General features: G+C 68.3%; 14 protein-coding genes. 7 read left to right on the plus strand and 7 right to left on the minus strand.

What is annotated here, in order from left to right; genetic code table 11:
* Positions 1-7 precede the first annotated feature (7 nt).
* Complete coding sequence (locus QOI01_RS16835) at positions 8-1,138, plus strand: cytochrome P450 (RefSeq protein WP_526382871.1); 1,131 nt, start codon at positions 8-10, stop codon at positions 1,136-1,138.
* Positions 1,139-1,145: 7 nt separating this feature from the next.
* Complete coding sequence (locus tag QOI01_RS16840) at positions 1,146-1,334, plus strand: ferredoxin (RefSeq protein WP_526382846.1); 189 nt, start codon at positions 1,146-1,148, stop codon at positions 1,332-1,334.
* Here QOI01_RS16840 and QOI01_RS16845 read toward each other — a convergent pair.
* From QOI01_RS16845 to QOI01_RS16855, 3 genes are all read right to left on the minus strand, one after another.
* The gene (locus tag QOI01_RS16845) at positions 1,297-1,995 is read right to left on the minus strand and encodes a hypothetical protein (RefSeq protein WP_526382848.1); all 699 of its coding nucleotides are present in this window, start codon (positions 1,993-1,995) and stop codon (positions 1,297-1,299) included. The genes QOI01_RS16840 and QOI01_RS16845 overlap by 38 nt on opposite strands.
* Before the next feature lie 121 nt (positions 1,996-2,116).
* Positions 2,117-2,776 (minus strand): PaaI family thioesterase, encoded by a 660-nt coding sequence (locus tag QOI01_RS16850; RefSeq protein WP_526382850.1) that lies wholly within the window; start codon positions 2,774-2,776, stop codon positions 2,117-2,119.
* Complete coding sequence (locus QOI01_RS16855; RefSeq protein WP_526382851.1) at positions 2,773-4,068, minus strand: adenylosuccinate synthase; 1,296 nt, start codon at positions 4,066-4,068, stop codon at positions 2,773-2,775. The genes QOI01_RS16850 and QOI01_RS16855 overlap by 4 nt, the downstream gene beginning before the upstream one ends.
* A 90-nt stretch (positions 4,069-4,158) precedes the next feature.
* Here QOI01_RS16855 and QOI01_RS16860 point away from each other — a divergent pair, with 90 nt between their 5' ends.
* Genes QOI01_RS16860 through QOI01_RS16870 form a run of 3 tightly spaced genes read left to right on the plus strand, consistent with a single transcriptional unit; the run spans position 4,159 to position 7,164 of the window.
* Positions 4,159-4,797 carry a peptidase M50 gene (locus QOI01_RS16860; RefSeq protein WP_526382853.1) on the plus strand — a complete coding sequence of 213 codons (639 nt, stop codon included), beginning with the start codon at positions 4,159-4,161 and terminating at the stop codon, positions 4,795-4,797.
* The gene (locus QOI01_RS16865; protein ID WP_526382855.1) at positions 4,794-5,573 is read left to right on the plus strand and encodes a site-2 protease family protein; all 780 of its coding nucleotides are present in this window, start codon (positions 4,794-4,796) and stop codon (positions 5,571-5,573) included. The genes QOI01_RS16860 and QOI01_RS16865 overlap by 4 nt, the downstream gene beginning before the upstream one ends.
* Before the next feature lie 22 nt (positions 5,574-5,595).
* Positions 5,596-7,164, plus strand: coding sequence for an FUSC family protein (locus QOI01_RS16870; RefSeq protein ID WP_526382857.1), 1,569 nt, complete (start codon positions 5,596-5,598; stop codon positions 7,162-7,164).
* Here QOI01_RS16870 and QOI01_RS16875 read toward each other — a convergent pair.
* Positions 7,161-7,577, minus strand: a complete 417-nt coding sequence (locus tag QOI01_RS16875; protein ID WP_526382859.1) for a DUF3151 family protein — start codon at positions 7,575-7,577, stop codon at positions 7,161-7,163. The genes QOI01_RS16870 and QOI01_RS16875 overlap by 4 nt on opposite strands.
* A gap of 101 nt (positions 7,578-7,678) precedes the next feature.
* Between QOI01_RS16875 and QOI01_RS16880 the strand changes: the two genes are divergently transcribed.
* Positions 7,679-8,461 carry an Rv0361 family membrane protein gene (locus QOI01_RS16880; RefSeq protein ID WP_526382861.1) on the plus strand — a complete coding sequence of 261 codons (783 nt, stop codon included), beginning with the start codon at positions 7,679-7,681 and terminating at the stop codon, positions 8,459-8,461.
* Between the two features lie 55 nt (positions 8,462-8,516).
* On the opposite strand, the gene fbaA is transcribed toward QOI01_RS16880, so the two are convergent.
* A complete protein-coding gene (gene fbaA, locus QOI01_RS16885; protein ID WP_526382863.1) occupies positions 8,517-9,554 on the minus strand; it encodes a class II fructose-bisphosphate aldolase in 1,038 nt (345 codons plus the stop codon).
* An 80-nt stretch (positions 9,555-9,634) separates the two neighbouring features.
* Entirely contained in the window at positions 9,635-10,648 is a 1,014-nt protein-coding gene (locus QOI01_RS16890; protein WP_526382865.1) for an alcohol dehydrogenase catalytic domain-containing protein, read from the minus strand.
* 110 nt (positions 10,649-10,758) lie between these two features.
* Between QOI01_RS16890 and QOI01_RS16895 the strand changes: the two genes are divergently transcribed.
* Entirely contained in the window at positions 10,759-11,454 is a 696-nt protein-coding gene (locus QOI01_RS16895; protein WP_526382867.1) for a VTT domain-containing protein, read from the plus strand.
* Here the strand turns inward: QOI01_RS16895 and QOI01_RS16900 are convergent.
* On the minus strand, positions 11,451-12,053 hold a 603-nt coding region (locus QOI01_RS16900; protein ID WP_526382869.1), incomplete at its 5' end, for a TIGR03620 family F420-dependent LLM class oxidoreductase. The two genes, QOI01_RS16895 and QOI01_RS16900, sit on opposite strands and share 4 nt — an antisense overlap.

A 12,053-nucleotide genomic window follows, 5' to 3' on the forward strand; every position in this document is an offset into this window, starting at 1 on the left:
CGGACAGATTCGCGAGACCGCCGGTGTCCGTGAAGTGATCAGCGCCTTCGGCATGAAGGTCCACCTGGTCACCCGCCACGACGACGTCAAGGCGGTGCTGTCGGACTACGAACACTTCTCCAACGCGCGCCCGCCCGGGTTCGTCATCCCCGGCGCGCCCGTGATGCCCGAGGAGGAGCAGGCCAGCGCACGAGCGGGCAACCTGCTCGGCCTCGACCCGCCCGAACATCAGCGGTTGCGCCGCATGCTCACGCCGGAGTTCAACTTCCGTCGGATCAAGCGGATGGAACCACGGATCACCGAGATCGTCGAGGACCACCTCGACGCGATGGAGGCCGCGGGCGCACCCGCCGATCTGGTACAGCACTTCGCGCTACCCACCCCCTCACTCGTCATCTGCGAGCTGCTCGGCGTGCCCTACTCCGACCGTGCCGACTTCCAGACCCGCTCCGGGCGTCAGCTCGACCTGTCGCTCCCGATCCCCGAGCGGATGGAACTGCAGCGCCAAGGTCGGGAGTACATGCACTCGCTTGTCGACCGCGCCCGCAGCCATCCGGGTGACGACATCCTCGGCACGCTGGTGCGCGAGCACGGCCACGAACTCACCGACAACGAACTCGTCGGCATCGCCGGCCTGCTTCTGCTCGCCGGACACGAGACCACGTCGAACATGCTGGGGCTTGGCACCCTTGCGCTGCTACGCCACCCCGACCAGCTGATCGCAGTTCGCGACGATCCCGATGCCGTCGGTCCGGCGGTCGAGGAGCTACTGCGGTGGCTCTCCATCGTGCAGACTTCGATACCGCGGATCACCACTGCCGACGTCGAGATCGCCGGGGTGCCGATCCCCGCCGGTCAGTTGGTTTTCGCCTCGCTGCCGGCGGGCAACCGGGATCCCGAATTCACTTCGTCGCCAGACGTTCTCGACATCCGCCGCGGCGCGCCCGGGCACCTGGCGTTCGGGCACGGCGTGCACCACTGTCTCGGCGCTCCACTGGCCCGGATGGAGATGCGGATCGCGTGGCCGGCCCTGCTCCGCCGCTTCCCCGAGCTGGCGCTCGCCGAAGACTTCGAAGACGTCCAGTTCCGTTCGTTTCACTTCATCTACGGACTACGGTCGTTGTTGGTGAGGTGGTGATGCCCCGATGAAGTTGATAGCCGACCGCGACGCCTGCATTGCGTCGGGCAACTGCATGATGGTCTCGGAGGAGCTCTTCGACGCCGACGACGACGGCGTCGTGGTCCTGCGCACCGACGACGTCCCCGAGGGCGAGGAGGACCACGCCCGCGAGGCCGTCAAGATCTGTCCAGCTTCGGCGCTGCGGCTGGAGTGACGTCGTGGTGCCGGTCGAGGTCGATGACGCCCGCGCGGTTCAGCACCAGCAGGCTGACGACCAGGACCCACGCCGGAAAGGCCAGCGTGATCCACATGCTCACGTCGGCTGAGATCAGCAGCGCCACCGACGCCGCGTAGGTCGTGAACACCAGCCACCGCGGCATCAGACCGGTCTTGAGCCAGATCGTGGCCAGCGACATCATGAACACCGCCGCCATGCGCAGCGCGTAGGTCTTCGTCAGGGTCGTCATCAGCGTCTGGCCGAACGCGACCACGTCGGCGTCGGTCCCGAGTCCGTGACTCGACGACAGCGCCACGCCGACTGCGCTGGCGACGAACGTCATCCCCAGGAACAGCAGTCCGCTCCCGATGAACACCGACGCGAAGAACTTGTCCTCGAAGCGGCCGAAGCCGTCACGCACCACGCCGATGAACCACAGAAACGTAATGCCGGAGAACGGCATCAGGATGGCCGCGATGCGGACCTTCGCCTTGGCGCCGTCCGCCCATGGGGTCCCGATCTCGGGGTGGTCGGGGAGCGCGGTCCGGATCAGGACGAGAGCGGTGCCGAACAGCAGCGCGAACAGAACACCCGCCACCGCCGCCGCCCGAGGAGTCGAAAGTATGCGGAGCTGTTTGGACGTGGGATGTTCGTTCACCGCGTCATGGTGACAGAGCCGACCCCGCAATCCCTCCGAAACCGCGGTGAGATCGCAATTCGCGGCGAAATCAGGATCTCACCGCAGTTTCGGCGAGTGGATCGGTGAGGTCGCGACGAAGTCAGGGTTGGCCGGGAAGCAGCCGGACCATCAATCCGTTGGACTCCGCGCACAGCCTGCCGTCGGGGCGACGCAGTTCGGCGTTGACGAACGCCTTGCGGCCCTCGACCGAGCGGATCCACGCCCGCACCTTCAGCTGGGTGTCGATCGGCGTGACGCTGCGGTAGTCGACGTGCAGAAAGCCGGTGCGGCTGATCGGTCGGCCCGCGGCGTGAATCACCATGCCGAACGTCGAGTCGAAGAGCAGCGGTAGCACCCCACCGTGGACGGCCGAGTTGCCGCCGACGTGGAAACGACTGAACTGCACGGTCAATTCGACGCCGTCGGACTCGAATCTGGTCACCCGATAGGGCGGCATGAGCAGGCTGCCCGAACCGGGAAGGGTGGGCACCCGGTTGGCCGGACCGACGCCCTCGGGCGCCTCGAATGGGTCGAGAAGCTTGACGAGCTCCTCGACGCGGGCGGCCGCGTCGACCCACGTGTCGCTGTCCGGGTCGGCCGACACCGCGAGGTCCTGCAGCCGTCGCATCGACGCCAGGAACGGGCCGAATCCCGGTCCGGGCGAAGCGGGTTCGAAGACGGGGAACCCACCGTGCTGGTCGTAGTCGGGATCTTCTGCCGTGGTCGTCTTCTCTTCGCGCAAGCGCTCATCGCCCGTCACTTGGGAGCCAGGATGTCGCGGCGCACGATCGTCTGGTCGCGCCCGGGCCCGACGCCGATGCACGAAACATGGGCGCCTGCAAGCTCTTCTAGTCGCAGTACGTAGTCGCGCGCCTTGGCGGGCAGGTCGTCGAACTCGCGTGCGTCGGAGATGTCCTCCCACCAACCGGGCAGTTCCTCGTAGATGGGTTCGGCGCGGGCGATGTCGCTCTGGGTCATCGGCATCTCGTTGGTGCGCTTGCCGTTGACGGTGTAGCCCACGCACACCGGCACGGTCTCCAGGCTCGACAACACGTCGAGCTTGGTCAGGAAGTAGTCGGTGATGCCGTTGACGCGGGTGGCGTAACGGGCGATCACGGCGTCGAACCAGCCGCAGCGACGGGCCCGCCCGGTGGTGACGCCCACCTCGCCGCCGGTCTTGGACAGGTAGGCGCCGTACTCGTCGAACAGTTCGGTCGGGAATGGCCCCGACCCGACCCTCGTGGTGTACGCCTTCAGGATGCCCAGCACCGCGGTGATGCGGGTCGGGCCGATCCCCGAGCCGACGGCTGCGCCACCCGCCGTCGGATTCGACGACGTGACGTAGGGATACGTGCCGTGGTCCACGTCGAGCAAGGTGCCCTGAGAACCCTCCAGCAGCACTATCTCGCCGTTCTCCAGTGCCTCGTTGAGGAGCAGCCTGGCATCGGCGATGCGGTGCTTGAAGCCCTCAGCCTGCTCGAGCAGGGCGTCGAGCACCTCGTGCGGGTCGAGCGCCTTGCGGTTGTAGATCTTGACGAGCACCTGGTTCTTGAATTCCAGTGCGGCGTCGACCTTCTGGGTCAGCGAGTCGGGGTCCAGCACGTCGGCGACCCGAATGCCGATGCGCGCGATCTTGTCCTGGTAGCAGGGCCCGATACCGCGGCCCGTCGTCCCGATCTTCTTGTTGCCCATGTACCGCTCGGTCACCTTGTCGATCGCCACGTGGTAGGGCATCAAGAGGTGCGCGTCAGCCGAGATCAGCAGGCGTGAGGTGTCGACGCCGCGGTCGTCGAGAGCCTTGAGCTCGGTGAGCAGCACACCCGGATCGACGACGACGCCGTTGCCGATCACGTTGGTGACACCAGGCGTCAGAATGCCCGATGGTATGAGGTGAAGTGCGAAGTTCTCGCCGTTGGGCAGGACGACGGTGTGACCGGCGTTGTTCCCCCCCTGGTATCGAACAACCCACTGGACGCGACCACCGAGAAGGTCGGTGGCCTTTCCCTTGCCCTCGTCGCCCCATTGGGCGCCGATGAGGACGATTGCCGGCATGGCGTTCTCTTCCGCTCATCTGCCTCGATACTGTGGCAGCCGGTGACACACCTTATCTGACCTGATCCCCGGCTGTTTGCAAGGAGTGCGTTGGCCACCCCAGATGTCTCCCCCGACGTCATCGTGCTGAGCTTCGATGGGCGACGCGTGCCCCGTGCCCTAGCCGACTTACCCGCCGTGTCCGTCTCCAATCCGGCCGACGTGGACGCCATGGTCGACGTGCGGCGGCTGATCGTACTGGGAACACACGGGGACCTCGCGGTGGTGCTGTCGCGGCTGCTGCGCGCCGACCGCCTCGACGTCGAGGTCGCGTTCGTCCGGCGAGGACGGCCAGCGCGCCGGGCGCGCACCGCGGCCGCTCGACGCGTCCCGTTGATCCGCGACGAGACGGGTGCCGTGCTCACCCGTGCGGCCCTCTGGCTGCCACCCGAGGACACCGCGCGCACCGTCACGGGTGAAGCGGTCGTCGACGACACGGTGCTGTTCGACGGCGAGGCGACGGGCGTGCGGATCGAGCCGACGTCCGATCTGCCCGGTCTGCGCGCCCGCGTTCTCACCGGCTGGTTGCGACCGCGACGCTGGGTGACCGGGCGCGCCGCGCAGCTCGGGACGACGGGCACGCTGGTGGTGCGCGACGGCACGAGGGCGAGCCGCCCAGCGCGGCGGTCGACGTTCTACCGCAACACGCAGGGCTGGTTATCGGTCCGTTCAAGTAGTTTCGTGTGGTGAACATCCGTCCACTGCGCCAGTCGGTGCGCCCAAGCCCGGTCTTTCTGGCGATCGTGGCGATCACGGCCGTCGGCGGAGTGGTCGCGTGGCTGGCCCAATTCGACCGCACGCCGCTGGCCTATGTCGGGGTCTTCATCTTCGTCGTATTCGGCTGGCTGGTGTCGCTGTGCCTGCACGAATTCGGCCACGCCTACACCGCGTGGCGCTACGGTGACCACGACGTCGAGATCCGTGGCTACCTGACGCTGAACCCGCTGAAGTACTCCAATCCCCTGCTGTCGCTGGGGCTGCCCGTGCTGTTCATCGCCCTCGGCGGGATCGGCCTGCCGGGTGGCGCGGTCTACGTCCGTACCTGGTCGATGACCAAGCGGCAGCGGACGACCGTGAGCCTGGCTGGGCCGTTCGCCAACGTCGTGCTGGCAATCGTGCTGCTGGTGCTCACCCGGCTCTTCTTCGACGCCGCGCACGCGGTCTTCTGGTCGGCCGTCGCCTTCCTGGGCTTCCTTCAGGTGACGGCCGTGCTGCTCAACCTGCTGCCCATCCCGGGCCTCGACGGCTACGGCGCGCTCGAACCGCACCTCAAGCACGAGACGCAGCGCCAGCTGGAACCCGTCAAGCGGTGGGGTTTCCTGATCCTGTTCGTCCTGCTGTTCGCCCCGGTGCTCAACCAGTGGTTCTTCTCGATCGTGTTGTGGTTCGTTGATCTGTCCAACATCCCTGGATGGCTGGTGCCGTCCGGTTCTCAGCTGACGCGGTTCTGGTCGGCCTGGTTCTGATCGGGTAAGCGATGAACCCGCGGTGGCCCATTGCGGTTCGCGCGACCATCAGCACCGCGGTTCCCGTCGTCGCCGGGCGGGCAACGTCGGGTCCGGGCTGATCGCAACCATCGGCGCCTTCACCTCACGGTTCGGTGGTGACCGCCCCTACCTGAACCGTGGGGTGCAGCTCGCAGTGGTCTCGGTGGCGCTGGCCGCCGCGGTCGCGGTGGGCTGCTGGGCGGCCGAAGTGCCCTGGCTCGGAGTGCCGGTCGTCTCCGCGGTGGCGGTCGCGGCGGTGTGGCTGTGCAACGCGCTGGCGGTCGGGCCGCCTGGCGCCTACGTGTTCGCGTTGGCATGTGCGGCCGGGGTCGGGGTGTCCGCGCAGCACCTGGCGCCCTGGCAGACCGGCGCGCTGGTGCTGTCAGGCGGGGCGGTGGCGTGGCTGGTGCAGATGGCGGGCGCCCTGCGCGGCAGGCTTCGCCCGGAACGCGCGGCGCTCTCCGCGGCCGGCGCGGCCGTGGCCTCCTACGTCGAGGCGGTTGGATCGCCGAGCGAGCTCGCTGCCAGGCATCGCGCCGCGACCGCACTGCACCAAGCGTGGAATGCGTTGATCAGCTTCCAGCTGGTCGAGCATTCCGACGGCACGCTGCAGCGCCTGCGCGCCGTCAACCACGCCTTGCACGTCGTATTCACCGACTCGATGTCGACGGCCACCGTCGGTGGCGTGCCCCCGCCCGACGCCGCTGCGACCGCCCGCCGGATCGCCTCCCTCGAGCTGGCCCCGGAAACGGTCGCGACGCGCGACATCGGTCGGGTGCCGCTGGGCCCCGCATCGTCCGCGGACCGCAGTCGCACCCTGCGGCGGGGAGCCGACCGGTTGTCGGGCACCTGGGTGGGGCTGGCGCTCGCGGCGAGCATCCTCTGGCTGCACCCGCAGGGGCTCTGGCTCGCGCTGATCTTGGCGGTACCGCAGCTGGTGATCGAGATGCTCGTCGTACGCCACTATGGGCTGGCATCCGTGTTCATCACAGCGGCGGCCCTGACGATCGCCACCGGCACCCGTCACGTCGACATCGTCGAACTGCTGCTGGCCCGAGGCAGCGACACCCTGGTCGGCTGCGCCGTCGGCGTTACCGTCTTCCTGGTGACCAGTCGGTTCCAAGAATCCACCAGGCTCGTCGATTCCATCGCCGACGCCCCGGACGCGGCCGCGGCGACCTCGGCCCACCTCGCTGTCGACACGTCGACCCTCGCCGCCAGGACCGCGCGCCGGGACCTGCAGTTGGCGGCGATCGACCTGCGCGACGCGGCCGACGCCGCCGAAGCCGTTTCGGGGCCGCTGCGCGCCACCGGTCAGCGGTTGGAACCGGCCGTCCTCGTGACCGAGCACATCGCCTACGGCACCATCACCGCCTGCTGGCAGATGGAGAAGCACGAATCGGGCCCACTGCTGGGTCCCGCCGACGCGCTGGCCTACCGGAGGCAGCTGCACGGGCTTGCGGTGGCGCTGCGCACCGCGGTGCCGCCACCGGACCTGGACGCGTGCCCCGACTTCCTCGCCGCTGACGTCACCGCACTGTGCGCTGCGTTGCGGCAGAACTCCCGCTAAGCGTGGCCGAGCTCCGCGCGCGCCGAGGGGTCACAGTCGTCGAGGAGGTCCAGGCACCGCTGGTACTCGTCGGTCTCACCGATGGCGTCCGCGGCATGGGCCAGCGCGGCCACGCAGCGCAAGAAGCCGCGGTTGGGCGGATGGGCGTAGGGCACCGGGCCGAACCCCTTCCACCCGTTGCGGCGGAGCTGGTCCAGACCGCGGTGGTAACCGGTGCGCGAGTAGGCGTAGGCGGTGACCGCCTTGTCGTCGTCGAGCGCTTGCTCGGCCAACGTCGCCCAGGCCACCGACGCCGATGGATGTGCGGCGGCGACGATCGCCGGGTTCTCGCCGGCGGCCAGCTCGGCCTCGGCCTCGGTGTCGCCCGGAAGTCGGACCGGATCAGGCCCCAGCAGATCTCCCATGTGTGTCATGCGCTTATTGTGCCGTGCGGATGTTCGTGCGTTCGTCGCAGGCATCGCCCAGCGCGGATGGATAAGCTCTGCAGTAGTCACGAGGGAGGACCGAGGCACGGATGTCGAACCCATCGGGGACGGACGAGAACGACGAGCCGGTCGGGAGCGACGCGGCCGCGCCCGAGACCGAGGTGATCGACTCGGTCAGCCTGGCCAAGGACGCAGAGACCGAGCAGCCCGAGCAGCCCGAGCGCAGATTCACCGCCCCATCGGGGTTCGACGCGGGCAAGACGCAGATCATCGAAACCGCGCCAGAGCCCGCCACCGAGATCCTGTCCGTTTCGGAGGCCCCGGCAGGCGCCGCCGCGGCAGGCGCCAACACGGGGCCGATCGCACAGTCCGGATCCGTTGCGCCCCAGCTGATTCCCGGCCGCGGCGATACCCCGAAACCGCCTGGCCGCCGCCGCAGTTGGGGCTGGGTCATCGCGGTGGTGCTCGTCATCGCCGCGCTGGCCGCGGTCGCCATCCTCGGCACCGTGCTGCTCACCCGTGACGACCCTCCCGCGGTGTCGCAGGAGGACATGGTGCGCACGACGATCCAGAACTTCGACACCGCGATCCAGAAGGGCGATCTCTCGACGCTGCGCACCATCACGTGTGGCGAGACGGCCGACGGCTACGTCAGGTACGACGACAGGCAGTGGAACGACATCCACTCGCGCGTCGCCACGGCCAGGCAGTACCCCGTCGTGGCGAGCATCGATCAGGTCGTCGTCAACGACAACCACGCGGAGGCCAACGTGACGTCGTTCATGGCCTTCGACCCGTCGACCCGCTCGACGCGGAGCTTCGATCTGGAGTTCCGAGACCAGCAGTGGAAGATCTGCCAAGCCCCCCAATAGCCTGCGATTTCGGCGCGCTCGACCGCGGTGAGCGCGGATGGGCGCGCCGAAATCGCTAGCCGGCGGTCACCGAGCGGCCGCTGCTGTGCAGGTCGTTGCAGGCCTCGACGACGCGCTCGGTCATGCCTGCCTCCGCCTTCTTCAGATAGCTGCGCGGGTCGTAGACCTTCTTGTTGCCGACCTCGCCGTCGATCTTCAGCACGCCGTCGTAGTTGGCCAACATGTGTCCGGCGAGCGGCCGGGTGAACGCGTACTGCGTGTCGGTGTCGACGTTCATCTTCACCACGCCGTACTTCAGCGAGTCCTCGATCTCCGACTTCAGCGAGCCCGATCCGCCGTGGAACACGAAGTCGAACGGCTTGGATCCCTCGGCCAGCCCGAGCTTGGCCGCCGCTACCTTCTGGCCCTCGGCGAGCACCTCCGGCTTGAGCTTCACGTTGCCGGGCTTGTAGACGCCGTGCACGTTGCCGAACGTCGCGGCGAGCAGGTACCTGCCGTGCTCCCCCGCGCCAAGGGCGTCGATGGTCTTCTGGAAGTCCTCGGCGGTGGTGTACAGCTTGTCGTTGATCTCGGCCTCGACGCCGTCCTCCACGCCGCCGACGACGCCGATCTCCACCTCGAGGATGATCTTGGCCTCCGCCGCGAGCTTCAGCAGCTCCTTGCCGATCTCGAGGTTCTCGTCGATCGGCACCGCGGAGCCGTCCCACATGTGCGACTGAAAAAGCGGGTTCTGTCCCTTGGCCACCCGCTCGGCCGAGATGGCCAGCAGCGGACGGACGTAGGTGTCCAGCTTGTCCTTCGGGCAGTGATCGGTGTGCAGCGCGACGGTGACGTTGTACTTGGCGGCGACCACGTGCGCGAACTCGGCGAGTGCGACGGCGCCGGTGACCATCTCCTTGATACCGAGCCCTGACGCGAATTCGGCTCCGCCGGTTGAGAACTGGATGATGCCGTCGCTGCCCGCATCGGCGAACCCCTTGATCGCGGCGTTCACCGACTCCGAGCCGACGCAGTTGATGGCCGGGAACGCGAAGGAGTGCTCCTTGGCGCGGTCCAGCATCTCGCCATAGATCTCGGGCGTGGCGATGGGCATGGGATTCCTCCTGGGATTCAGCGCTTCGACCGTTTGTCTTGGCAGTATCTCAACAACAGCGGGACTGCGACACCTCAGGGCTAGACGGTCAGCACCATCCGGTAACGCGCCTTGCCGGTGTCCATTGCTTCGTACGCCTCGGCGGCCTGCGCGAGCGGCCGCTCCTCGACCACGGCGCGGACCCCCGTCAGCACCGCGAAGTGCATGGTCTCCTCGACATCACGCGAAGTGCCCGACGGATGTCCGGTCACCGACAGCCCCGCGTTGATCAGCGCGAGCGGACTGATCGGAAGGTTGTCCGGCGTGACGCCGATGGTGACCAGCTCACCCTGCGGCCCGAGTCCGCCGACCGTTGCGGCCATCGCTTCGGAGTTCGCCGCCGTGGCCAGAACGACCGCCGCGCCGCCCAGGTCCTTCAGCGCGGCCGCGACGTCCGACGCGTTGGAATCGACGTAGTGGTGCGCGCCGAGCTTCTTCGCGTCGTCGGCCTTGCCGGCGCCGCGCGCGATCGCGACGGTCTCGAAGCCCATGGCCCTGGCGAACTGCACACCGAGGTGGCCGAGGCCGCCCACACCGAGCACCGCTACCAGGTCGCCGGCCTTGGCCTTGGTGCTGCGCAACCCGTTGAACGTCGTCACGCCCGCGCAGCCAAGGGGTGCTGCCTCGACGAACGACAGCCCTTCGGGAATGCGGGCCAGGGCTGTCGCCGGCACGATGACCGATTCCGCGTAGCCGCCCGGGTAGTGCCAACTCGGCACCTGCAGTCGCTCGCACTGCATGAAGTAGCCCTTGCGACAGGGCACGCAGCGATTGCAGTTTCCGCCGAACCAGCCGACTTCCACCCGGTCACCGATGGCGAAGTCCTCGACGCCGTCTCCGATCTCCGCGACGGTGCCCGCGATCTCGTGTCCGGGGGTGATGGGCCAAGAGAGCCCAGGAAATCCGCCGTTGACGAAGGCGTGATCGGTGCCGCACACCCCGGCCGCGGCGACGGCGATCCGGACGTGGTCCCGCGGCGGTGAGGTGGTTTCGACGTCGGCCAGGACGAGGGCTTCACCGGCGGACGCGACGTGGACGGCTTGGTGGGTGGCCATCGTTCGAGCCTATCCACGTGACCTCGCGTCCGGCAGCCCCACGGCGAATCCGGACCCGCCCCTGCTCGCCTCAGCAAGACGTCAGGTAGCCACCGGTATCTTTGTGAGCCATGACCACGACCACCCTCGCGCTGATGCCGGACTTCCTGGATCCGGTGACGCTGATCGGCTATTTCGGCGCTTGGGCGATGGTGGGGCTGCTGGTCGTCGTCTTCATCGAGTCCGGCGTGCTGTTCCCGGTGCTGCCCGGCGACACCCTGCTCTTCGTCGCGGGCATGCTGGCTGCCGGGACGGCCGCCCAGGCCCGCGAGGTCGACGCCAACTTCCCCCTCTGGCAGCTGCTGGTCTTCGTCCCCATCGTCGCGATCCTCGGCGGCCAGGTCGGGTACTGGATCGGCCGCAGCATCGGCACCTCGATGTTCAAGCCCAAGGCGCGGTTCCTCAAGCAGCGCTACCTCGACGAGGCCCACGCCTTCTTCGAGGCTCGCGGCCCGTTCGCCATCGTGCTGGCCCGGTTCGTGCCGATCGTGCGCACCCTGGCCCCCATCACCGCGGGCGCCGCCCGCATGAACTACGGCGTCTTCACCCTGTTCAACGTCATCGGCGCCCTGGTGTGGAGCCTCGGCCTGATCCTGCTCGGGTACTGGCTCGGGCAGTTCGAGGTCATCCAGAAGCTCCTCGAACCGATCTTCGTCCTCATCGCGCTGGCGTCGCTCACCCCGATCTTCATCGAGTGGTACAAGCGGCGCCGCAGGGCCAAGCGTGCCGACGGGGTCGCGGACGAGCCCGCCGCCGAGCAGACCTAGCCGAAGTCAAGCGCCTCGGCGAGCGTTCGCAAGGCGGGGCGAGGGTCGGCGACCGGGCTGTCGCTGAGCACCTGAACGACGACGTGATCCGCGCCCGCGTCGAGGTGGGCCCGCAGCAGGGCGGCCACGTCGTCCACCGACCCCATGCCGACCAGCCCCCGTGCCAGCCGGTCCGACCCGCCGCGCACCAGGTCGGAATCGTCGAATCCCTGCCGCAGCCAGGAGTTGCGGTAGTTCGGCAGCCCGCTGTAGACGTCGAGATGGCCGTGGGCGTACTGGAGCTGCTGGTCGGCGTCCCCGCCGACGACCACCGCTTGCTCGGAAACGATCCACTTGTCCTGGCCGAGGAACTCGCGGGTCTTGCGCGACTGCTCGGGCAGCACCAGATACGGGTGGGCGCCGTCGGCGTGCGTGCCGGACAGCTCGATCATCTTGGGGCCCAGTGCCGCCAGCAGCCGGACCGGCCGGCCCGCGCCCGGTTCGACCGCCTCGGGGACGGCGGCCATCTTGTCGAGATACGTGCGCATGGTGGTCAACGGCTTGTCGTAGACCCCGCCGAACCCGTGCTCGACGAGTGGCGCGTGGCTGACGCCCAGCCC

Origin of the sequence: Mycobacterium sp., assembly GCF_032162605.1 — a bacterium.
GTDB lineage: Bacteria > Actinomycetota > Actinomycetes > Mycobacteriales > Mycobacteriaceae > Mycobacterium.